General features: G+C 56.9%; 15 protein-coding genes. 7 read left to right on the top strand and 8 right to left on the bottom strand.

Annotated features, from left to right (window positions below):
• Positions 1–333 precede the first annotated feature (333 nt).
• The 3 genes from DY926_RS01415 (at position 334) to DY926_RS01405 (ending at position 5,381) form a co-directional block, all read left to right on the top strand.
• Positions 334–1,833, top strand: coding sequence for an aldehyde dehydrogenase family protein (locus DY926_RS01415; RefSeq protein ID WP_116701753.1), 1,500 nt, complete (start codon positions 334–336; stop codon positions 1,831–1,833).
• Positions 1,830–3,425 (top strand): GMC family oxidoreductase, encoded by a 1,596-nt coding sequence (locus DY926_RS01410; protein ID WP_116701752.1) that lies wholly within the window; start codon positions 1,830–1,832, stop codon positions 3,423–3,425. Before DY926_RS01415 ends, DY926_RS01410 begins: the two co-directional genes overlap by 4 nt.
• A gap of 456 nt (positions 3,426–3,881) precedes the next feature.
• Positions 3,882–5,381 (top strand): carbohydrate porin, encoded by a 1,500-nt coding sequence (locus DY926_RS01405; RefSeq protein ID WP_116701751.1) that lies wholly within the window; start codon positions 3,882–3,884, stop codon positions 5,379–5,381.
• Positions 5,382–5,526: 145 nt separating this feature from the next.
• Here DY926_RS01405 and DY926_RS01400 read toward each other — a convergent pair whose 3' ends face one another.
• The 6 genes from DY926_RS01400 to DY926_RS01375 all read right to left on the bottom strand — a co-directional run bounded on the left by DY926_RS01400 (position 5,527) and on the right by DY926_RS01375 (position 17,326).
• Complete coding sequence (locus DY926_RS01400) at positions 5,527–8,031, bottom strand: phosphocholine-specific phospholipase C (RefSeq protein ID WP_116701750.1); 2,505 nt, start codon at positions 8,029–8,031, stop codon at positions 5,527–5,529.
• Between the two features lie 199 nt (positions 8,032–8,230).
• Positions 8,231–10,402 carry a TonB-dependent receptor gene (locus DY926_RS01395; RefSeq protein ID WP_241502995.1) on the bottom strand — a complete coding sequence of 724 codons (2,172 nt, stop codon included), beginning with the start codon at positions 10,400–10,402 and terminating at the stop codon, positions 8,231–8,233.
• A gap of 898 nt (positions 10,403–11,300) precedes the next feature.
• Complete coding sequence (locus DY926_RS01390) at positions 11,301–12,173, bottom strand: acid phosphatase (RefSeq protein ID WP_116701785.1); 873 nt, start codon at positions 12,171–12,173, stop codon at positions 11,301–11,303.
• Positions 12,174–12,701: 528 nt separating this feature from the next.
• On the bottom strand, positions 12,702–13,982 hold the full coding sequence (locus tag DY926_RS01385) for an NAD(P)/FAD-dependent oxidoreductase (RefSeq protein WP_116701748.1): 1,281 nt from the start codon (positions 13,980–13,982) through the stop codon (positions 12,702–12,704).
• A 204-nt stretch (positions 13,983–14,186) separates the two neighbouring features.
• Positions 14,187–15,698 carry an aldehyde dehydrogenase family protein gene (locus tag DY926_RS01380; protein WP_116701747.1) on the bottom strand — a complete coding sequence of 504 codons (1,512 nt, stop codon included), beginning with the start codon at positions 15,696–15,698 and terminating at the stop codon, positions 14,187–14,189.
• A 1,073-nt stretch (positions 15,699–16,771) separates the two neighbouring features.
• A complete protein-coding gene (locus tag DY926_RS01375; RefSeq protein WP_116701746.1) occupies positions 16,772–17,326 on the bottom strand; it encodes a TetR/AcrR family transcriptional regulator in 555 nt (184 codons plus the stop codon).
• A gap of 114 nt (positions 17,327–17,440) precedes the next feature.
• Between DY926_RS01375 and DY926_RS01370 the strand changes: the two genes are divergently transcribed.
• Together DY926_RS01370 and DY926_RS01365 are read left to right on the top strand one after the other, a co-directional pair.
• The gene (locus DY926_RS01370) at positions 17,441–18,100 is read left to right on the top strand and encodes a DUF1349 domain-containing protein (protein ID WP_116701745.1); all 660 of its coding nucleotides are present in this window, start codon (positions 17,441–17,443) and stop codon (positions 18,098–18,100) included.
• Positions 18,097–18,633 (top strand): sugar O-acetyltransferase, encoded by a 537-nt coding sequence (locus tag DY926_RS01365; protein ID WP_116701744.1) that lies wholly within the window; start codon positions 18,097–18,099, stop codon positions 18,631–18,633. The genes DY926_RS01370 and DY926_RS01365 overlap by 4 nt, the downstream gene beginning before the upstream one ends.
• A 19-nt stretch (positions 18,634–18,652) precedes the next feature.
• Here the strand turns inward: DY926_RS01365 and DY926_RS01360 are convergent, their stop codons facing one another.
• Positions 18,653–19,957, bottom strand: coding sequence for an MFS transporter (locus tag DY926_RS01360; protein WP_116701743.1), 1,305 nt, complete (start codon positions 19,955–19,957; stop codon positions 18,653–18,655).
• A 178-nt stretch (positions 19,958–20,135) separates the two neighbouring features.
• On the bottom strand, positions 20,136–20,717 hold the full coding sequence (locus DY926_RS01355; RefSeq protein WP_116701742.1) for a TetR/AcrR family transcriptional regulator: 582 nt from the start codon (positions 20,715–20,717) through the stop codon (positions 20,136–20,138).
• Between the two features lie 156 nt (positions 20,718–20,873).
• On the opposite strand from DY926_RS01355, the gene DY926_RS01350 reads away from it, so the two are divergent.
• Together DY926_RS01350 and DY926_RS01345 are read left to right on the top strand one after the other, a co-directional pair.
• The gene (locus DY926_RS01350; protein WP_158551897.1) at positions 20,874–23,006 is read left to right on the top strand and encodes a xanthine dehydrogenase family protein molybdopterin-binding subunit; all 2,133 of its coding nucleotides are present in this window, start codon (positions 20,874–20,876) and stop codon (positions 23,004–23,006) included.
• Complete coding sequence (locus DY926_RS01345; protein WP_116701740.1) at positions 23,003–24,295, top strand: FAD binding domain-containing protein; 1,293 nt, start codon at positions 23,003–23,005, stop codon at positions 24,293–24,295. Before DY926_RS01350 ends, DY926_RS01345 begins: the two co-directional genes overlap by 4 nt.
• Positions 24,296–24,604: the final 309 nt, after the last annotated feature.

Genomic DNA, 24,604 nt, shown 5'->3' with positions numbered 1-24,604 from the left:
CGGCGGAACACAGAACAAGAAGACAGGACATCGACCAATGGATATGGCCCAGACCATGCAGCATCCGTCGCGCACGCGCTGCTCATTATATGTAAATCCATAAGAAAGCAGAGACATCTGCAAACCATAATGCGGGTATAGTTCTGCATTTTTTCTGAACACAAATTACATACCCCGTCACGTTACATGAATATTTTCATGAAACGACTCCTTTTTCCTTACGTTCAGGGAGTCCGGGTATTTCTCAATCTGCTTCGGCAGCAGGTCGGTTCACGCAACAGCAATGGCCGCCATGAACATAATGAGCGGTTCACGATAACAGAGAGGCCGTCAATGCACGAGATGACACACGGGGTTACGTTACCGAAAACCCCGCGCGAATTCGGTTTCTTTATCAATGGCGCATGGCGCAGGGGCCGGGAACTGTTTGAACGCAACTCCCCCAGCCATGATCTGCCGGTCACACGCACATCACGCTGCACGCCCGAGGATGTAGATGACGCCGTGGCCGCCGCCCGGCTGGCATTTGAAGACCGCCGCTGGGCCGGCCTGCCGGGCGGTGCGCGCGCGGGCGTACTGCTGCGCGCGGCCGAGGGCATCCGCAGGCGCCGCGATGAAATCGCCACATGGGAAGTACTGGAAAACGGCAAACCGATCGCCCAGGCCCGTGGGGAGATCGACCACTGTATTGCGTGCTTTGAAACCGCGGCAGGTGCCGCACGCCTTCTTCATGGTGAAAGCTTCAATAACCTGGGCGACAACCTGTTTGGTATGGTGCTGCGTGAGCCGGTCGGGGTTGTCGGGCTGATTACGCCGTGGAACTTCCCTTTCCTCATCCTGTGCGAGCGCGTGCCTTTCATTCTGGCATCAGGCTGCACGCTGGTGGTCAAACCCGCCGAAGTGACAAGCGCCACAACCCTGATCCTGGCCGATATCCTTACCGATGCGGGCCTGCCTGCCGGGGTCTATAACGTCGTGACCGGAACCGGGCGCAGTATCGGGCAGGCACTGGCGGAACACCGTGATGTGGACATGCTCTCCTTTACCGGGTCAACCGCCGTGGGGCGTTCATGCGTTCATGCATCGGGTGACAGCAACCTCAAGAAACTTGGCCTTGAGCTGGGGGGCAAAAATCCCATCATCGTATTCGCGGACGCCAATCTGGAGGATGCTGCCGATGGTGCGGCATTTGGCATAAGCTTCAATACGGGGCAGTGCTGTGTTTCCTCCAGCCGCCTGATCGTGGAGCGCACGGTGGCGGACAGGTTCGAGCGCATCCTTGCCGAGAAAATGAAGAAGATCCGGGTGGGCGACCCGTTCGACCCGCAGACACAGGTGGGCGCCATCACCACCGCGGCCCAGAATGAAACGATCCTTGGCTACATTGCCAAGGGAAAGGCCGAAGGCGCGCGGGTGCTCACCGGGGGTGATGCGCTGGAATGTGGAAAGGGGCGTTATATCGCTCCCACCCTGTTTTCTGGTGTCACGCCCTCCATGTCCATCGCGCGGGAGGAAATATTCGGCCCCGTCCTGTCATCCTTTCATTTCGATACGCTGGATGAAGCCATCGCGCTGGCAAATGATACCGTTTACGGGCTGGCAGCCTCGGTATGGTCCAAGAACATAGACCAGGCGCTATGCGTAACGCGGCGTGTGCGGGCCGGACGTTTCTGGGTCAACACCATCATGGCGGGTGGGCCGGAAACGCCAACCGGCGGTTTCAAGCAGTCCGGATGGGGGCGGGAAACCGGCCTTCTGGGTGTGGAGGAATACACGCAGGCCAAATCCGTCCATATCGAAACAGGCGACCGTTCCCACTGGATTGCATCATGACCCAGGGTTTCGACTATATCATTGTTGGCGGGGGCTCGGCCGGATGTGTACTCGCCGCGCACCTGTCGGAAAACCCCAGCGCGCGGGTGTGCCTGATTGAAGCGGGCGGGCGTGATACCAACCCCCTCATTCACATGCCCATCGGCTTTGCCAAGATGACGACCGGCCCGCTGACATGGGGCCTGACCACCGCGCCGCAGAAATATGCCAACAACCGGCAGATCCCGTATGTGCAGGCCAGGGTTCTGGGCGGCGGTTCATCAATCAACGCCGAGGTCTATACCCGTGGCCACCCCTCCGATTATGACCGCTGGGTGGAAGAAGGGGCGGAAGGCTGGGGGTTCAGGGACATCCAGAAATACCTGCTGCGCTCCGAGGGCAATACCTTTCTGGCCGGGGCGTGGCATGGCACGGATGGCCCGCTTGGTGTGTCGAACCTGCCAACGCCCAACCCGGTCACGCGCGCCTTTGTGCAGAGCTGCCAGGAAATGGGCATGCCCTACAACCCGGATTTCAACGGCCCCACGCAGGAGGGGGCGGGCATTTACCAGATGACCATCCGCAATAACCGCCGCTGCTCCACAGTGAGTGGTTACCTGCGTCCAGCCCTGAAACGCCGCAACCTGCATGTCATTACCAATGCCTGCGTGCTGCGCATCCTGTTCACGGGCAACCGGGCGACGGGCGTTGAGTATATCGCGCGCGGCACGCAGCATGTCGTGCAGGCGGATCAGGAAGTAGTGGTGACATCCGGTGCGATTGGCACGCCCAAGCTGCTGATGCTCTCGGGCGTAGGCCCCGCCGCCCACCTGCGGCAGCATGACATCCGCGTGGTGCAGGACCTGCCGGGGGTTGGGGAGAACTTGCAGGATCACTTCGGCATCGACATTGTCGCTGAACTGAAAAACCATGAAAGTTTCAACAAATACAACCAGATGCACTGGATGTTCTGGGCCGGTCTGCAATATGCCATGTTCAATTCCGGCCCCGTGACATCCAATGTGGTCGAGGCCGGGGCATTCTGGTACGCGGACCGCAATGCCCCCTGCCCTGACCTGCAGTTCCATTTCCTTGCAGGGGCCGGGGCTGAGGCCGGGGTATGTTCCGTGCCCAAAGGGGTATCGGGCATTACGTTAAACAGCTACACCCTGCGCCCGAAGTCACGCGGCACGGTAAAACTGCAATCTGCCAACCCCGCGGATGCGCCAGTCGTGGACCCGAATTTTCTGGCGGACCCGGATGACCTGCGTATTTCGTGTGAAGGTATCAAAATCAGCCTTGAAATATTCAACCAGCACTCTCTGCGTAAATATATTCGGAAAATAGGATATTTTGATGCAAACACAGTAACACCGGAAGCGTTTCAGAATTATGCACGTGAGCATGGCCGGACATCGTATCATCCGACGTGCACCTGCAAGATGGGGCGGGATGCAATGTCCGTTGTTGACCCGGAATTACGTATTCATGGGCTGGACGGTATCCGTATCTGTGACAGTTCGGTCATGCCGTCCATCATTGGTTCCAATACAAACGCACCAACAGTGATGATAGCTGAACGGGCCAGTGACTTCATACGCGGGAACGCATGATAGCGGGGAAATGTACTTTCCATAACAACACACTAATTCCATAAGTTATTTCCTGTTTAAAACCAGAAAAAACGCAATAAAATACAGTTCCAGAGAAATTTTATGTAAATGAAAAGCAATGCATGATGGCCATATCGTGCATTGCACTCCCCCTGCGCGTGCAGTCTGGCACCCCAAAGCAACCTGAACTCCCTATCCCACAAAACAAAAATAATCGTGGAGATAAAAATGGTATACCAGGCACGCCAGATATATCAGGCAGAGGAATGGAAATACCGTTCCATCAAAGGCCCGACCGGAAACAGGGCATATCAGCCAATAAATACCAGACTGCCCGATGATGGCAGAACAGAGATCAAAGTAAATCCGTATAAACCTGACTTTATAAAACACAGCGCAAATATACGCGACCTGCCTGTCCGGCGACAGAGTGCTGCAGGTTTCCTGTGCCTTGGCATGACGCTGCTCTTTTCACATATAGGCACTGCACATGCACAACTGGCGCCGGACAATGTTTCCGTCAACAAGGCAAAGCCGCTCGACCTGTCAGATGTCCGCCGCAAATATTATGCGCCCAACCCGACCAAAACCATCCAGCCTGCCCCCTTGCCAACGGTTACCGCCCCCAGCCCGACGCAGGCTCCGGTCCTTTTGTCCGACACGACGGAACACAGCCTTTTCCCCGCCAGTTTTCATGACTGGCTGACACAGGACACCATGACCGGCAACTGGGCGGGGCGAAGGCCATGGCTCATAAACAGGGGCATCACCATTACCGGACATTATTTTCAGGATAGCGCCGGAAACCCCATGGGCGGCAGGTCCCGCAATGTCCGTTACGCCCATGAATTCGGTATCAACGTGGACTTCAACCTCCAGAAACTGACAGGCTACCACCTCGGGCTGTTCCATTTCACGGTCACATCCCGCGCGGGCAAGGGACTGGGAGAAAAACTGCCCGCACTGGACAGCCCGCAGGAAATCTATGGCTCTCCCACCGTGCGCCTGACGCTTCTGGCGTGGGAAATGCCGTGGAATCATTACGTGACAACAGATGTGGGTGAAATCAACGCCGAAACGGATTTTGAAACATGGTCCATTTACTGGGGTATGAACAATTACTGCCAGTTCCAGAGCAACGCAATCTGCGGCATGCCGCAATCCATCGCATTCAATTCAGGCTATAGTTATTACCCCACGGCCCATCCCGGCGGATGGGTGAAATTCTACCCGGCCGGGAACAACCATTACTCGATCCAGTTTGGTGTCTATTCCGTGGACCCGACTATCGCGAATACTCATAACGGGTGGAAGATGAACCTGCACGGGGCAACGGGCACGTTCCTTCCGTTCCAGCTGGTCTGGCATCGCGGCGGGAAGGATGATTATTCTGGCCCGCTCCAGACCAACGTCAAAATTGGTGGTTACTGGGATACGACAGAGACCAAGAACGTGTACGCGCAACTGGGAAACTTCGGGATTGCGTCCCGATATCTGGCCGTTGCGCCTGTTGCAAATGTCCGTGGGCGGTATGGCGGCTGGTTCCAGTTCGACCGGATGCTTGAGCGTGACAGAAAGGACGCCCAGAGGGGAACATCCTTTTTTGCGTCCTTTACATGGGGCGACCCGCGCACATCGGTTGCCCCCTATTTTGTGGATGCAGGCCTGACACGCAAGGGAACATTCTGGAACCGCCCCAATGACACTGTCAGTTTTGGCATGAAAATGCTCTGGGTCAATCCGAAGCTTACAAACTGGGTGCATGAGCTACAGGGCACGGGCGTGCAGGGTGTGTACAAACCATCTGGCGAGCCCGCGATTGAACTGAACTATGGCTGGCGCCCCACACCGTGGCTTCTCATCAGGCCGGGTGCCCAGTACATATGGAGCACGGGGGGCAACAACCGGTATAAAAATCCCCTGATCATTGATTTTGAAACGGGTGTCACGCTCTAGGCACCCATCAGATCACAGCGGCCCGACTGTAAAATGCGAAAAAAACAAACGGTATCAGAGGTGCGCCCACTGATACCGTTCTTATAATTCTGACTATCCGAAGCTTTTGGAAAAAAGCTTCACCAAAAACTTCCTTAGGCCAGAATTACTGTTTCCCGTGGGCAACTGCGCCCATGGCAGGGTCCGTGCGCCCGGCCTGCCCGGTCTCGACGCGCCCGGCAAGCTGGTAAAGAAATTCATGCTCGTTCGGACTGGTCAGGGAAATATCGTACCAGAGCATGCTCTGCGCCAGATCAAATGGCACTTCCACCGTCTGGCCAGCAGCAATTTGCAGGGCGTGCGTTGTGCCCGGTCCCGCCAGTGTGCATGTCACGTCAACACCCTTCGGCCCGTGGTTGCTGATCCGCAGACACAGATCCTTTCCCGGTCCGCGCAGGTAGATACATTCCACCTGCAGGCGCAGGCCACCCTTCAGCCCCTTGTAGCGCCTGTAAAATCCGTTGGGCGCATGCACATCCAGATCGTAAACACTGTTCACGAAACCGGATAAGGGGAAGGAAACATTGAGCGTATCACCCGCCGCCACGGCATAGGTGCCCGCCTGCATGCCGCTGTCGGATTTCACGCCATGGCGATAAATATTGAACGGCACGCCAGCGGAGCGGGCACCAAACATACCCGTCCCGGAGCGCAGGAGAATGACACTCCGCCTGCCATCCGCCGATACGCCGCCGTTGCAATATGGCTCATAAGGCAGGGCGCAGGCAGGGCGGGTGCCGGCTTCCTGCTGCACCGTCTCACGCAGCTTTGCCGGATCATCACGCAGGGCGGTAATCTCGGCCGTATCCAGTGACCGGAAGCCGCCCGGCATTGGCCGGTCACGGGCATCTTCCACAGTGTGCAGATAGGCGTCGCGTTCCAGGAACGGCAGGGTCGGGATGCTGCCATCATACGGGCGGAAGCACGAAGTCAGGTCACCACTAATGGCCCGACGCCACGGCGAAATATTGCTTTCCCTGATTTTCTTGCCAAATTTCGCCTCAACATAGGCCTCAAGAAAACGCAGCGTGGATGTATGCTCGAATAGCTGGGAATTGACATACCCGCCCCTGCTCCACGGGGAGGCGATGATCATCGGCACCCGGAAGCCCAGGCCAATCGGCCCACTGCGCGCCAGCCGTTTGGGCACGCCACGGTCTATTTCATCCTGCGCGGTCGTATATTCCAGCCCTGTCTGTCCGATCCCGTGCGATGACACGCCCGTATCCGCCCGTTTGGGGTCCGGCGCGGTATAGGAACAGCAATGGTCGAAATACCCGTCATTTTCATCATAGGTCATGATGAAAATCGTTTTTTTCCAGACCTCCGGGTTCTCGGTCAGGATGTCCATGATTTCGGAAACATACCATGCGCCATACCATGGCGAAGTCGGATGGTCCGAGAAATGCTCGGGCGCGGCCAGCCATGACACTGCCGGGAGCTTGCCGCTCTTCACATCCTGACGGAACTGATAAAGCACGTCCCCCTTGGGCGCATCCATGTGAATGGTCTTTTTGCCATCATGGAACTTCAGCTTTTCCAGCGTGCGATAATTTTTGTCGCCACTGTTGATGACGAAGGCCTTCTCGAACAGCCTGCGCTCCTCAGGCGTCAGTTTTTCCACCGAAGCGCCACTCGCCAGCTTGCGGCGGCGCGTCAGCACATCCAGCAGGGCACGCGCCTCGGCAAGCTGTTCGGCATGTGTCTCGGAGACAAGCATTTCCTGATTGTTCAGCCCGGCAATATGCTTCTGGCAGTCGCTGATACGCTCATCAAGCCAGACGCTGAACCCCGGATTGGCCGCGGCCGAATACTGATCGAAATACTCCAGAACATTGCAGCCGAAATTGGAAAGCCACCCGCGCTCCTTGTGGCTCATGCCCCCGGTCTGGGAAAGTTCGTTCTGGTAGAACTTCCATGAAACGCCAGCCTGCTCCAGACGCTCGGGGAAGGTGGTCCATTTCATCCCCCCCTCCAGTATCTCGCCATTGCGCATATAGACGTTGGATGCCGGGTCCTGCCTGTCGCGCACGGTCCCCGTCCAGAACAGCAGGCGGTTGGGCGTGGTGCTGGTCATCGCACCACAGTAATTCTGGTCACAGACGGTAAACGCATCGGCCAACGCGTAATAGAATGGCAGGTCCTCACGCGTGTAATGACCCATGGTCATCGGGTAGCTGGCATATTCCTTATGGTGCGACTTCTTGGCGTCGATCCACCTGTCATGCCTACCATTGTTCCATGCATCGACCTGGCTGTCGCGTGAATGGGGGATCGAACCCATCCACGTAATGCGCGTGTCACGGATATTGAGCCGCCACGGCAGATAGGTCTCCCCCGCCTGACTGCGCTGGACAAAAGCCGGGCTTCCATCCGGCAGGCGCATGACACGCGGGTCGTTAAACCCGCGTACCCCCTGAAGTGTGCCAAAGACATGGTCGAATGAACGGTTTTCCTGCATCAGGATCACGACATGCTCGGCATCCTGCCATGTGGAACCGACCTCCGGCGCGATGGCGAATGCGCGGCTAATGGAAGCTGGCAGCCTTGAAGCCGAACCGACCGCACCGGACAGAAGGGCATATTTCAGGAAATCTCTACGTGTCGTCATTGTTCGCTCGCGCAAGGGAATATGAATTTAAACCCGGAAAAACAATATTTATACAAAAATGCTCTGGGCCTGACGGGGAAGGGCCGGATGCCGTGCGGGAGTGCACGGGATTGCAGGCATTTTGCCTAACCCCGCCCTTCGCTCAGCCATGTCCATGGGCCTGACTGTCATGATGCTCCCCTCCCCGTTCTATCCGTTTTCAGAAATCAGCGGAAAGGGTCGCCATGATGACGAACGGGGAACCAATCACGTAAGTCGGCTGCGAACCCGAAAAGCTCTTTCCGCTCACCACGCCATGCTGTGTCGTCGCGTTGGTCGTATATCCATACATCGAGGACAGGTAATGTTCGTTACCAAGGTTGATGAGGTTCAGCTTGATCTTGGGCGCGACCCTGCCCACTTTCGGCAGGTTCCTGCCCACGCCCAGATTGGCCGTTATATAGCTGGGAATGCTCTGGTCGTTCATGAGGGTGGAATACTGGGAGTCGGTGTACTGCAGGTTGAAGTTACCGAACCAGACGCCGTCATTATATGTCAGGCCAAGTGACCCGCTGAATTTCGGCGCACCGACTTCCTGCTTTCCCTTGGTCGCCAGATAGTCACCTTCATAGGCAATATTGTTGCCATTCTTGGTGTGCATGTACTGGCCGGATGCATAGAAGCTCAGATGGTGCCATGGATGCGTGGCAAGTTCGGCTTGGATGCCATAGGCTTCCATCCCGCCTGCGTTGATCAACTGGGAAATGGTTGACGTTGACCCCGGCTCATAACTTTCGGCAGAGACCTGATGGTTCGTGACGTTGTAATGGAACCCGGCAAGGTTGGCCATCATCAGCCCGCTGTAGCGATAGCCGACTTCCTCGGTAATCATGTATTCCGGCTTGTAGTCCGACATGGGCAGAGACGTAGCCTTGCCGGTCGAATAACTGTAGGTCGCAAGCTGTGAACTCAATGAGCCGGGAAGATGATAACCCGTTGTGCCATTAACATAGATCTGGTGGCGCGGGTTGAAGCGGTAGCTGATCAGGACCTGCGGTGAGGGCACGAATACATTGTGAATGGACTTGTTGGCTGTCACGGCCGTCAGGTCCTGGGTGTACTGGCGGTTCACCATCGCCATCCTGATGCCGCCATCAATGGTCAGGCGATCATGGAAGAACGACATCTTGTCATCCACGGCAAAGCTGCTGAGCTGCTGCAGGCCGTTTTCGTTATCTTCATCAATGGGAATTCCCCCGTTTGCCGTCAGCGGCGCACTGTGGGAACTCCATTTCCCGCTGCTGTTAACGGGATAGAAGCGCTGGTCAGCCGCTTCCTGTGCATAAGAATACCAATAGCTGAAGTTCAGTGTATTGAACTTGTGCTTCCAGTGCCCGACCAGTGTCAGGCCGGAAGATATCGTGTACCAGTTCGACACTTCAACAGATGTCAGTTTACTGTTGCTCGGGCTGTACCCCGGCAGATTCTTGTAATCATCTAGGTGTGAATATTTCTCTGACCCGACATAACCGTTCGAGACGGGCACGCTTTCCCCGTAATAATAGGGGCCGTGGAACTCAACGGAATAGGCTTCCGCATCAAGGCTCAGCCCATGTCCGAAACTGAAGTGGTTTTTCAGCGCGCCATAGATTGCCCCGGTATTCTTGCCGTTCAGGCCGACATAGTGCGTATCCCCGGCGTAATACTGGTTATTCAGGCCGTAATTGACGCCATACGTCTTCCAGTTCGCCAGTGATGGGTAGAGCCATTCACCCTGTGCGGCCTGCGTGAAGCCGAATATCGCCTCAGATTCATTGCCAGGCGACCAGCTTTTCGTCAGTGCGGCATCCACATGCCAGCGCCGTATATCGCCCTCGCCACGCCACATGTCACTGCGGGAATAGGAACCGGAGACAAAACCACGCACGCCGGAATGACCGATTTCGCCCGTATCATAACGGATGAAATCCTTGTTGGTCCCGTAAGACCCGCCCGAGGAGGAGATATGTATGTTCTGGTGGCTGGAAGGACGCCGGATCGAAGCCGAGACTTCAGCACCAGTGGCGTTATAGACCGGTGAATTGATGTCCACCGCCCCCTGCATGACATTGACCTGCCCCATGTTCTCGCTATCGACGAGCGACGGGGTGTAGGTACTGTACGTAAAGGGGTTGGCGGCGGGCATCCCTTCCAGCGTGACACCAATTTCCGCCTGCGCCATGCCGCGGATATGGATGGTTGAGAAGGATGTGGTCAGCGGCCCTTCACTGGCGGAGACAACGCCAGGAAGTGTCTGGATAAGGGATTCGATGGTTGATGTGGGCGACTGCATGGCGATGTAGTCATGCGAAAGCGAACTGACCGTTTCAGCAGCCGTATGCCGCACCATCATGCCACCGCCCGCCACTTTCCGGCGGGAAAGAACGGCAATTTTTTCGCCGTTCTCTTTTGTCTTGTCGTCCTGCTTTTTTGCTTTGGCTACAGCCGGATCGGCCTGTTTTTTCCCTTCCTGATGGTTGTCAGATTTTTCTTTAGCAAATGCCGGGCTCTCGTACGCAAAAACCCAGACAGCACTTAACAGTAAAAACTTCTTCATTGCGACGGGCTATTCCACATTAATTCTTAATGCAGGTCGTCTATCAAATCCTTTATTGAATTTATACAGAATAAATTCTGTTTCATTTTTAATTCACTTAAGTTTATTAAAAAATTAACAATATGATACTGCGTTAAACTATTACAAAAAAATGCAGGAAACAGGCACGCCAGAATGTCCGGAAATCCGCCATGAACGGGTTATGGCCAGAACAGGATGGGTCATTGCATTGAGATCAGGAGATAACAGCGCTGCACGCACCAAAATCGCCCCCTACAATCAGGGGAACACGTCCACACCGCTGGACAGGTTTACTGGAGCATAAATAGCGTGCGGATTGGCGTTATCGTGGTGCCCGGATCATCGGACCGGAACATCACCGCCACCGGTTTGTATTCCATCCGCTCTGCCGCAATCCGGATTTCATAAGCCTGCGCACATCCCCAAGGGATGCTCAGACGCACATCGACATCTGGCTGCAAAAATACAGTCTCGCGAGCCTGTAGAAGATCGGGCCAACATGTTTGGGAGTGCATCTGTAATGCCGCCCTTTTGGAAAAAGGCGGCACCCAAAAACTTTTGTTATGTTTTTGTTAAATCTTATTTTTAGACGGTTTTTTGGAAAAATGACGTGCCCGGCATGCCGGGCACGTTCACGAATCGAGAAGTCTCGTCTCCCTCTTCCCATGCGATTCTAGAGGGGAGAATGTGTGGCCGCACTGTTCTCATTGGCGCAGGTCGCAGCCTTGGGATGGGGCGCCTTACGCCGCAGGGCATCAAGCTCCGCACGCGCACCCGCCATATCTGCCTGAAAAGCCGGGCTTGCATGCATGGTTGTAACCTCGGCCGTACCAAGCATGTAGCCGGCCTGCACGTCGCTCTCCCAATGCACGCCGCATACAATGCGACTTTCCCCGAATACGCGGCCCCGTTGCAGGATTTCCGTTGCACGGTCAGGCAGCAGTTCCGCCAGAACAAGCGCCGTACTCCAGCCCAGCATGGTATGCCCGGATGGATAGGAGCCAGACGTGGCCAGATGCGCGCGATCATTCTCGGTGCAGATCCGTTCCTTGTTCCCTACAAACGGGCGCGCACGGTGCCAGTAATCCTTGCTGGCGCGCATGTCAGGGATTTCGGATACGTCCATCTTGTGAATCAGGGCGGTCAGGCGCGGCGCATGCGCGGTATCAATCACAAACCCGGCGGCGCAGGAAAATGAATGGAGCAGCGCATTTTCATGCAGGTCCGCATCGGACGTAGCCAGTGCCCAGCGCTGGCTACCCACCTGCGCGCGTGTGGATGTAAAGGCCTTATCATCGGTTTCCTGCCGCACCGTGCCTGCCTGCGGCGGGGGCGGCAGGTATTTTGTTGCATCCGGCGCGGGGATGGTGGCGGTAAAATAACCCGGTTCATCCTGCACGTTGGAAAGCGGTTCAGCCGCATGGCATGCTCCCCCGACCAGAAAAATCGCTGCTGCCGCCAGCACGGGCAATGCACGCCGCGCTACAGGCACACCCCGCCCGGTATCGCCATGCAGGACAGGAGCATGAGGGAAGTATCGCGTCATTATCTTACTCAGAAAAAGAATGGGGAAGGACGGCCAGCAGCGCAAACCGTGCCGAAAAACCTGCATGGCGACAGGGCAGGTACGGATAAGAAAAATCCTGCAAAAATGGACCTGGCCCGGACATGTACAAGCTTGCTGATGTTGCGCTGTAGCTTCAGATAGCCCGCCTATGCGAACCGGAAAAAAATGTATCCTGAACTGAAAGCCGATGTAAACCGGCCCCCAACCCGCAGGCCAGCCGTGACATCCCACTTTATCGCAACCTGCGTTATGGCAATTGTGACGCAACGCGGCTGATGGCTGGCGTTCATGTCCACCCATCTGCGCGGAAGAAATCCGGGTCATGACCCGTGGCACGAATGGTGCCGCTACCACGAAATTGCCCCCTCACCCGATCTTCCCCTGAACGGGCATATGGACGGCTGGCAGAGGGATCATGCAGGCTCCGGCATTATCCTGAAGTAACGGGCATAAAAAAACGCTGCCTGACAGCAGGCAGCGCTAAAGAAAACTCTATGTCTGTACCCGTCAGTCCAGACGCACGGATGGGCGGACAAAAACATCCAGCCAGTCCACAAGGCAGGATATCATGCCCCGGAACGGTCCATAGATCTCGAACTGGTGCTGGCGATACAGCATCAGATGGACCATGCGTGCGCTGATGCCACGCAGCCAGCCACCACCGAATACCTTGCCACCGGGAAAGGTACCCCAGCCATTGTAATCACCCAGGGCCACAACCGCGCCCTTGTTGGAGAATTTGAAAGGCGGAACCGCACGGCCATTGATCCATGCGGGCAAGTGGCGGGCCAGATGATGGGCCTGCTGGCGGGCCGCCTGTGCGGTGGGGGCTACCGGCTTGTCCGCGATGAAGGCGCAGTCGCCCATGGCGAAGATGCTGTCATCCTCGACAAGCTGCAGTGTCGGGCGGACTTCAAGCTGGCCGGAACGCGACAGTTTCAGTTCACCGAATTTGCGCGTGACTTCAGGTGCTTTCACGCCCGCCGCCCAGACACGCAGCGTTGCGGGAATACGCGTGCCGTCCTTGAGCATGAAGCCCTTTTCATCGGCACCACTGACCATGGCGGATGTCTTCACACTCACGCCGATCGCCTCAAGTTCCTTCTGCGCGGCGGCGGATACCGCCTCGGGGAAGGCAGGCAGGATACGGGGACCGGCTTCAAGCAGGGTAATGTTCAGTTTGGGCGGCTTCTTGCCAAAGCTGTAGAGCGAGGCAAGATCGAGCGCCTTGTGCAGTTCAGCCGCAAGCTGCGTGCCGGTGGCGCCACCGCCCACAATGGCGATATCAAGCTGCTCGTTATTGCCAAAGGCCTTGAGCAGTTCAGTGCGGAAACGGTCATTAAAGCCGCTGGCATCCACAAGGTTGTCAATGAACAGGCAGTGCTTGGCCACACCGGGAGTGCCAAAATCATTGGCGCAACTGCCAATGGACAGCACCAGTGCGTCATATTCCAGCTTGCGCTCATCCAGCACCACCTCACCCGTGGGCGCGATAACCTGGGCAAGCGTAATGGTCTTGGCCTTGCGGTCCATGCCCGAAATCTCGCCGGGCCAGAATTCAAAATGATGGCGACTGGCCTGCGACAGGAAGCTGATGCGGTCGTTCTCATTGGCGGCCGTGCCCGCTGCAAAGCAGTGGAGCATCGGTTTCCATACATGGGCGAAACTCTTGTCAACCAGCGTGATTTCCGCACGGCCCGATTTGCCGATTGAATCACCCAGCCGGGTTGCCAGCGCCAGACCGGCAATACCGCCCCCAACAATTACAACCCGAAACTTTTGTGCCATCCTATGCCTCTTTTTTACTTCTGTCGCACAGTGTTCCGGTCCCGTAGGGAAAACCCTGTCGCATATCCTGAAATACCGAAAACTGTTCTAGTGTCGGGCCATACACGAACGGCCCCGGCAATACGCCATGGCGGCCGACCCGGTAAACCAGCCCGACCGCCATGCCATGCCTTATGGGCCTGGGGCTTTCACCCCATCAGCGGATCAGAAGAAGCCGCGCTTCTTGTCGCTGTAGCTGACCAGCATGTTCTTGGTCTGCTGGTAGTGTTCCAGCACCATCTTGTGGGTCTCACGGCCAATGCCGGACTTCTTGTATCCGCCAAACGCCGCATGCGCGGGATAGACGTGGTAGCAGTTGATCCACACGCGACCGGCTTCCAGCCCGCGGCCCATACGGTAGCAGGTGTTGGCGTCACGGCTCCACACACCCGAGCCGAGGCCGAAGGGAGTGTCGTTGGCGATGGCCAGCGCTTCTTCTTCCGTCTTGAAGGTCGTCACGGCCAGAACCGGGCCAAAGATTTCCTCCTGGAAGATGCGCATCTTGTTGTTGCCCTTGAACACGGTCGGCTGCACATAGCACCCCTTGTTCAGGTCACCACCAAGGTCCGGACGGCCGCCACCGGTCAGCAGTTCGGCGCCTTCGCCCTTGCCGATGTCGATGTAGGACAGGATCTTTTCCTGATGCCCGGCCGAGTTCTGCGCACCCATCATGGTGTTGGGGTCAAGCGGGTTGCCCTGACGGATGGCCTTGATGCGGGGCAGCGCACGTTCCATGAACTTTTCATAGATCGATTCATGAACCAGCGCACGGCTGGGGCACGAGCAGATCTGGCCCTGGTTGAGGGCGAACATGGTGAAGCCTTCGATCGCCTTGTCCAGGTAATCGTCATCATGGTCCATGATGTCGGCAAAGAAGATGTTGGGGGACTTGCCACCCAGTTCCAGCGTGGCCGGGATCAGGTGTTCAGCCGCCGCATGGGCAATCATCTTGCCGGTGGGCGTGGAGCCGGTGAACGCGATCTTGGCGATACGGTCGCTGTTGGACAGGGCGGCACCCACATCCCTGCCAAGGCCGTTGACGATGTTCAGCGTTCCGGGCGGGAACAGGTCACCGATCAGTTCCATCAGCACCAGCATGGATGCGGGCGTGCTTTCGGCAGGCTTCATGACCACGCAGTTACCGGCAACCAGTGCGGGCGCCAGCTTCCACGAACCCATGAGCAGCGGGAAGTTCCACGGAATGATCTGCGCCACGACGCCCAGCGGCTCATGGAAATGGTAGGCGATGGTGGTGGCGTCGATTTCGCTCAGCGTGCCTTCCTGTGCGCGGATGCAGCCTGCGAAGTAACGGAAATGGTCAATGGCCAGCGGGATATCGGCGGTCAGCGTCTCACGGATGGGCTTGCCGTTGTCCCATGTCTCGGCCCGCGCCAGCAGGTCGAGGTTCTTTTCCATGATATCCGCGGCCTTGAGCAGGATCAGCGCACGATCAGCCGGCGCCATCTCACCCCATGCGGCCTTGGCCTTGTGCGCGGCATCAAGGGCCAGCTCCACATCGGCTGCGGTGGAGGCAGGCACTTCGCACAGCACGCGGCCATCAACGGGGGACGTATTGGTCAGGTAATGACCTTCGACAGGGGCGACCCACTTGCCACCGATGTAGTTGCCATAGCGGGCCTTGAACGGGGGGGCGGCTGATATACTATCTACTGACATGGAAATAATTCTCCGGGAATTGTTTTTAATCAAAAATATATGCAGGAAATTTGTATTGTTACTTATTTAACACCTGCAACATTCCTGATCTTTCAGTAAACCCAAAACAACAGGCATGGGTCCGGCCTTGGTGACTATCCAGATTGCATGACAATCATTTCGCGTGGACATGATCCCCTTTTTCAAACTGGATCGTCTTCCTGCCATACCCCGACAGGTTATCGAGGCATCGTCTGTATCCGTTGATATATAGACGAATCCGAACCCGCAACCCGACGCGATGTAACGTACACGTGATACATACATCTGGTGCCATAAGCGCCACGGTGTAAGTTGTTTAATATCAGCATGTTATTGCGGTCATATTCGAAAAAATATTTAGTTTTATGCCCGTTTGGTCTAAATAGAATTAAGACACTCGATGCCACGAATCTACCATCTGACCAGCGTGATGAGGGGAAAGGCATTTTTCATCCCCTCACCTGCCCCATACATGGCAGCAATTATTTCATAAATTATATTCCACCTATACATTGATGGATAAAGAAATACTCATGGAATGGATATCTTTTATCCAATTCCAGTTTAGGGGAAATCGCAGCTACATCCCCCATCGCGCTACCATGACCGAACGGTGCGGCGCTTCATGAGGAATGCTTCAATTCAGTCGGTACGCATGTCTTTGTATGTCACTTCAGATGGAGGCTGCCTGGCTCGAGACCCGGCAAGGTTCTCCGTTCAAGCCGGGGTCTCCTGTCCATGGTGCCGATAGCGAACCCATCCATAACCTGACCGATCAGGACACGATGTCGCCGTCATGTGGACAGGCAAAAATGCTCATAACCATCGCGACTGGCAGTGTTGTTCCGAGCTTTGCGCCTCCGGCACAATGGAGAATGATAGAAACGCGGCCTTCTGGAAGAAGTTAAAAAACTTCCCTCCTGTCAGCACATCATCCATGATGGGAGGTAATTGCCAGCCCTCTCATCCAGCCACAGCGAACATGTAAATAAATACAATCCAGATTATTTATTGAAAAATACATATTTAATATAAATATTTGTTGAAATTTTCTATCCACAAACCCGACGAATGATATCTTCCACCTCCTTACGGTCCAGTAGTGAAGGGTCCACAGACCCATGGATACCCATCCCCTCCACCAGAGCATCCAGCGCACGGCATGTCAGGGGATCAAAGAAGCGCCCCAGCGCATCCCTGCTGGCCTGCATCCATTCGCGCATGATGGCGGTCAGTTCAGGCCTGCGGGCGGCAAATGCATAAAGTTCATAGCTCAGCAATAACGTGCGCGGTGTTGACCATATATTGCCGGCAATGATGTCAACGATTGCCTGTATCGCCTCTTCCCGATTCCGGGCCTGGGCCAGTCGCGCAACGAATTCAGACGAACTGGTCCGGGCAACCTGCGTAAAGGCAATATGCAGCAGTTCGTCCATACCCCGGAAATGATAACTCATGGAGCCAAGGGGCACACCTGCCGCTGCGGCCACACGCCGGTGTGTCGTGCCCTGCACGCCATGCTCCAAAATGACATCAAGCACTGCATCAATAATGCGCTGCTTGCGGTCAGGATCAAAGCGGCGGGTCGTATTCCGGTTGCTGGACATGTGGGGGCGGTTTGGCCTTGCGCTATGTGTACAAACGTACATAAATAAAAAATCCTAACGGACACAGGAAGTCTAGCAGTGAGCGACAGAGGCGAGAAGAACAGGCATCCCAGTATGACACGGCGCACCGTTATCGCGGCGGGAGCCGTAGCGGGCGGCATGGTTCTGGGCGCGCGGGCACACGCCCGGACAGCCAGCGCGTGGCGTGGCGGTGTGTGGCTGAACCGACCGCGCAAAAGCGCCATCACCGCCGATACTCTGGACATGATAACCGATAAGGGATCGGATTTCTGGCGTGAGACCTTTTATGGGTTCACACGCGATAGCGGCCATTTTTACGGCATGCCTGCCCCTGCCCGTTTCACGGCACAACTCCGTATCCGTGCCGCCTATGAAAAGCTGTACGATCAGGCCGGTATCATGGTCCGTATTGACGAAGGGCACTGGGTCAAGGCCGGGATTGAACTGTCAGATGGGCGCGCCATGCTCAGCAGCGTTCTGACGGATGGCCGTTCGGACTGGGCCACCGCTCCCTATACGGACGATCCGAAGGATTTCTGGATGCGGGCGACCGTGGCCGATGGCGTATTAAGGCTTCAGGTCTCGAATGATGGCAAGATCTGGCCGCTTGTGCGTCTGGCCCCCTTCCCGCAGGCACAATCCTATCTGGTGGGGCCGATGTGCTGCACGCCTGAACGGCAGGGGCTGAAAGTCCGGTTTTCAGACTGGCAACTTGGCCCACCACTGGGCAAGGCGCTGCATGACCTGACATGATGCCCCAACGGACCGAAAAACAGAAAATGCTGGCGGGCGACCTGTATGTCGCAAGCGACCCCGAATTACAGCACGACATGGCGCAATGTGCCGAATGGCTGGCCCGGTATAACCGCCGGGATGCTTCCCTGCATGAACGGCTGGGCGCAGTTGGACAGCACGCTACCATACGCGCGCCTTTCCATTGTGATTACGGCTATAATATCTTTCTGGGGAACAACGTGTTCCTGAACTTCGGCTGCATCGTGCTGGACGTGGTGCCGGTCAGGATCGGTGACGGCACGCAGATTGGCCCCGGCGTGCAGATCCTTGCGGCCGATCACCCGCGCGACCCGGAATTACGCAGGAAAATGCTGGAATCAGGCCGTCCCATCACCATTGGTAAAAATGTCTGGATTGGCGGTGGCGCCATTATCCTGCCCGGGATCACTGTCGGGGATGATGCCATTATCGGGGCTGGCAGTGTCGTTACGCACGATGTTGCCCCTGGCACAAAGGTCGCAGGCAATCCGGCACGGCTGTTGCGTAGCTGACTTCTTATCCTTTGAATACTCAGTCCCTGTCGCGCCATGCCAGCAGGCACAGCGTCTGCATGCAGACCGCCCCCAGCGGCAACCAGACAAATCCGGCTGTAATCCACGATGACAGTTCCGGTGGCTGCGTAACTCCATTTTCAACATAGTGGCCCTGTGACAGGAACTGCGCCAGAACGAAGCCGGTCAGGCCCATCGCCAGTTTCGTGACCCATGTATTGATCGAATATGCAAGACCTGCCGATCCGGTTGATGTGCGCGGATCACCATCATCCACGGCCTGTGCCAGCAGGGTGTAATACAGCGGCGACATAACACCCTGCGCCAGCGCCAGAAGGCTGACCGACAGGAAAAAACCGGTCACGGAGGCGCCTGCCACAGCCATGGCCAGATAAGCCGCTCCCTGCGCAATCAGGCATACGATCCCGCTGCGCACGCTCCCTAGATGACGGGCAAGCGGAAGACACGCGGGTACGCCCGCAAACAGCAGGACAGTGATAAAGGTAATGATATTGGCGCCAAGCTGCTCCGTACCACCAAGAATGATACGGGCATAGTACAGGGCAAACCCGAAAAGGGCCGCCTGCCCTACAAAATAGAAGAACGCAAGAAGGTTACTGAGCACCCACTGACGGTTTACACCCAGATGCCGCAGTGTAACCACCAGATTCTGCCGGACGGGGGCTGGCGGATGCCGCACGGTGCAGCCACGCGCCACGCAAAGCCATAAAACACTGCCCAGAACCGACAGGCCCAGCACATACACTGCCATGCCATACCGGTGCTGCGCCGCACTCTCGCCCCCACCCAGCCAGGTAATGGCGGGAATGGTCAGTAACGCGACAAGCAGCGATCCGGCCTGGCAGCCCATCATACGGAACGCATTCAGGCCCACACGCCCTGTGACGGATCTGCTCATCATGACCGCCAGCGCACCATAGGGCGTATTGATGCACGAATAGATCGCACCGAACACAATATAGGTCAGCCCCGCCCACAGGACTTTCCCGGCAGGCGAAAGCGGCAGGGCCAGAAAACACAGGAACCCCGTCAGGCCGAAGGGAATGGCAAGAACGCGGATCAGGCGCGGCACGACCAGACCTCCCACACGGTCAACGACATAGCCGATAGCCGGATCACAGAAGGCATCAACAACACGGGCCACCAGCAGTATCCACGATACGGCAACCAGAGGCAGGCCATAAATATCCGTGTAATAATACATCAGGTAGGATGACGTCATGCCCCACATCATGTTGGAGGCAGCATCACCACAACCGTAAGCCATCTTTTCTTTCAGGGATAGAATCTGACGGCTTTCCATTATTCCATTGCCCCTGAAATATCTGGTTCAGACGAACGCTATCATACACTGACAGAACGACAAGCCACGCGTACGCGGTTCATTCCCTGTCCAGTCATGAGAGGTCCACATTCAGGGGAGATCAGCGTGGCTCGATGCCGCCCAATACCTGTATCTACACGTAAGAATACGGCACTACTTACAGGACCTGATCCACGATCTGTTCAATCCATGTATCCGTTATGGGCGCGTATGGAATCAGCATACGGTAGTAAAACGCCCCATACAGCAGGTCGAGAATACGCCCGCCAGTCTCCGCATGCGCCCCAAACTGCTCGAGTGCGGCGATCCCGGCCTTTCTGCGCGGTTCAATCCATCGTTCCCAGAATGCCTGCTCAAGTGACGGACTGGACTGCGCCGCGGCGATCATATGCCGCAGAAGCCGCCGCCGTGAATCATCCAGGGCGTGGCTGAGGTCTTGCAGCGCCAGAATGAGCGTCTGCCTGACATTCTCCCCCGCACGATAGGCAATGCGCGGTGTCAGTTCGGACAGGAATGCATCCATGATAACGGCAGCCGCACTGTTCCACCGTCGGTAGAGCGTCGTTTTTGCTACGCCCGAATGGCTTGCTATCGCCTCCATCGTGACCCGCTCTGGCCCCAGATCATATGCAAGCGTCAACGCCGCCGCACGTGCAAGGTCCGTGGCTTCCTGACTTCGCCTGCGTCCACTACCTGCGGGCGCGGTGCTGGAAACGCGGGCTGGGCTGGCGGTGCTCAAAATGGCTCTCCGGCGGTCTGTATCAGGAAACTGCCATGACCTGATATTTTTCGCAACGCTCCGTATCGATTATTGACTACGATACGTTCCGTAGCGTATTGGCGTTCATATGCCACATCAGCGAACGCCATGACCCGAACACGCCGGAGCACAGCCGTGATTGGACAATCCATCCAGAAATGGGACGCCCTGGATAAAGCCAGCGGCACGTTCCGATATCCATCCGACCTGTATCGGGACCAGATGGTTCATCTCGCTGTCCTGCGGGCCGGGCGTGCCCATGCCCGTATCCTTGCAATCAATACGCTTACCGCCCGACAGGCGCCGGGGGTCCTGCGCGTGCTGACCCATGCCGATGTTCCGGGCCTTAACAGTTTCGGCCTGATCGCCCCGGATCAACCTGTCCTGTGCCATGACAGGGTACGCTTCTGTGGTGATGCCGTGGCCCTTGTCATTGCTGAAAGCGAACGGGAAGCACAGGCGGCCTGCCAACTGATCCGGGTTGAATATGAAGACCTGCCCGCCATCATGGATGCAAGGCTGGCGCTGGAGCCGGATGCACCCCGGATCGGGCCTGATGGCAATCTCTGCCATGAGGTCGATCTTGGCTTTGGCGATGTCGAGGCAGTCATGGCAGCCTCGGATCATGTCGTACGCCTGACCTACAGCACCGGCCGGCAGGAACATGCGTTTCTGGAGCCAGAGGCGGGCATTGCCTATCGCGACGACAGGCAGCGGATCGCCATTATCTGTGGCGGCCAGAACCCATTTGCAGACCAGAAACAGATTGCCGCCATTCTGGGTGTGCCCCTTGAGGAAATCCATGTGTCCCATCCCCCCATGGGCGGGGCTTTTGGTGGCAAGGAAGACCTGAACGTTCAGGCGCATCTGGCACTGGCCGTGCAGGCAACGGGTCGTCCCGCGCGGTATGTCTATGGGCGCGAGGAAAGTATCGCCTATTCCGTCAAACGCCACCGGTTTGAAGTCGATGTTGAGGTGGGGTGCGATACGCAGGGGCGGCTGACGGGTTTCCGGGCAAATCTGCTGGCTGATACGGGTGCCTACATGACGCTGGGGCCACCTGTTCTGGTCCTTGCCGCGGAACATGCATCCGGTCCCTACCGCTTTCAGGCCAGCCGTATCCGGGGCCGTGTCGTGCATACCAATACCGGGAATGCATCGGCATTCCGTGGTTTTGGCAATCCTCAGGTCATTCTGGGCATTGAGCAGGCCATGGATGAACTGGCGGCGAAATGCGGCATTGATCCTATCGATTTCCGGGTGCGCAACCTTTTATCCGGCGGGGATCGCGCCGGGGCGGGCCATATCGTGCGCAATGATGTGACCCTCTCCCGTCTGGTCGCGGCAGCACGTAAGGGGCCATTACTCTCGTCCCCTGACAGGACACTTCCGCAGATTGCAGCCGATGGTAAATGCCGTGCGACGGGGTTTGCATTCGTCTGGCAGGGTTTCGGGTTGGGGGCCGGTGCTGAACCAGGATCGAGTGCTACCCTGCGCCGGGATGAAAACGGGCAGTTCTGGCTGGACTGTTCAAGCGCTGATCTGGGTGAGGGCAATCTGTCCGCATTCCAGCAGATCGCCGCGTCACGTCTGGGCTGCACGGCGCAGGACATCCATCTGGATATTGGCACAACGGACAACACGAATTCATGGTCCACCAATGCATCCCGCTCCGTGGTTGTAACAGGCAATGCCGTGGCGCGGGCCGCAGAACAACTCGCCATACGCATTGCCGCCGGTGAAAATGGCGCGCTGCAGGAAACCGCGCATTTCGCACCAGCCTTTCCGGAAAAGCTTGTGCTTGGTGCACCTCACGTGGGTTATTCCTACGGAATACAGGTGGTACGCCTCGCGCTGGATACCGTGACGGCCAATGTGACGGTGGAACAGGTCGAAACATGGCTTGATGCCGGAACAGTCATCAACCCCGATGGCGTGACAGGCCAGATCGAAGGCGGGCTGGCGCAGGGATTGGGCTTTGCGCTGAGCGAAGATCTGGTGCAGCGCGACGGGCACGTCCTGAACAACCGGTTTTCATCCTATATCCTGCCCACCATCCGCGATGTGCCGACAGATGTGCGCGTCCATCTGCTCAACCATCCCGATGCATCAAACCCCCTTGGCGCGCGAGGCATCGCGGAAGTCGGGCTGACACCTGCTGCTGCGGCTGTCGCCAATGCCTTGGCCCGCCTGCTGGGCCATCGGTTCACACAATTTCCGATCAGGCCGGAAGCTATCCTGCCGGTCATGGAGGAAGCGCTGTCATGATTACATTCCAGATCAATGGCGCCCCCGTTCAGGTTCCGCATGGTGGCCGGACATTGCTGCAGGTCCTGCGCGACGACTTCCACCTGAACGGTGCCAAATCTGGCTGTGGCGAGGGAGAATGTGGAGCCTGCACGGTACTGGTTGATGGCAGGCCAGTATGCTCCTGCCTGCAGGCAGTCGAAACACTGGAAGGTGCCACGGTCACAACCATTGAAGAACTCGCGCAGGCCCCGGACGGGTCTGAAATCTGCGCTGGCCTTGCACGCGCCGGAGCGGTTCAGTGTGGCTTCTGCACGCCCGGAATTGTCATGGCATGGGCTGGCCGACACCCGGATGATACGCCTGACGATGCACTTGAAGGCAATCTGTGCCGCTGCACAGGATACGTAAAAATCCGCGCCGCGCTGGAAAAGACAGGCTGTCAGCCACGAAAAAAAGACTGCCCTTCACGCCGGGCAGATCTGTCCATGACAGAAGGGCTGGCCCGTCTGGCCCAAGAGCCGGATCTGGTCCCGATTGCTGGTGGAACTGACCTTGTGGTACGTGCCGGGCATGACCTTGATCAGCTTCGTCTCTTTCCGCTTGATCGACTGGATGCACCCGAACTGCATCAGGTCTTTCGGGAAGGCGGCAATCTTGTCATCGGCGCCCTGATGCGCTGGCAGGACCTGCTGCATCATCCTGTCATTGCGCGCCATGTCCCGATTATCCGGGATGTCGCACACGGCGTTGGCAGCCCGCAGGTCAGGAATGCCGCAACCATTGGTGGCAATATCGCAACAGCGTCCCCGGCGGGTGACGGCCTTCCAGCACTGGTGGCCCTGCAGGCACGAATCAAGCTAATCCATCGCGACGGTAGCCGGGAGATGCCTGTCCATGAATTCGTGACAGGTGCGGGGCGCACGCAGCGCGCACCAGGTGAACTGATTTCAGGTTTCGTTATTCCTGAAAAATGCCTGGCACAGCCGCAGAGATTTACAAAGGTCGGACCACGCAGGGCGCAAGCGATTTCAAAACTTTCCCTGGCAACAGTCATGGTCCCCGAAGATCCTGCCGGAGTCAGCTTTGCTTTCGGGGCAGTTGGCCCCGTGCCGATGACGTGCCCCGAAGCGCACCGCCTCCTCGCAGCAGGAACGCAGGATGCAGAACACATCCGATCCGCAGCAGAACTGGCAATGTCAGAAATCGCACCCATTGACGACATGCGCTCTACCGCTGCTTACCGCAGACGTGTAGCCCGCAATCTTCTCATTCGTCATTGTCATGAAATCTTCAGTCACGACAGATGAGATGTAGTCTCGTGTGAGTTTTTATGGACATCCCCACTAAACGGCGCAGGACCGTCCATCTACAGGATATATTCTCCAGCAGAGGACACGAGACACACCACAATCCGGTCCCACTGTTCAGCATCCGAAGGAATGCCGTTTGCGGCAAATTACGAAAGAGACAATACGAGAGCACCCACCTTCACACATCTGTGACCTTCGACAAAACTGCGCCGGATTATCTTTCCGTCTGTTTCCTATGTATTTCCTGCGGTGGAATTCAGGACGCAAAAAAGCCGCCTCAGGGGGCGGCATTTTTTGTCAGATATC

Origin of the sequence: Komagataeibacter melaceti (assembly GCF_003403295.1) — a bacterium.
GTDB classification, from domain to species: Bacteria; Pseudomonadota; Alphaproteobacteria; order Acetobacterales; family Acetobacteraceae; genus Komagataeibacter; species Komagataeibacter melaceti.
The sequence above is the reverse complement of the archived record's forward strand: the minus strand, read 5'-3'. Positions and strand labels throughout refer to the sequence as shown.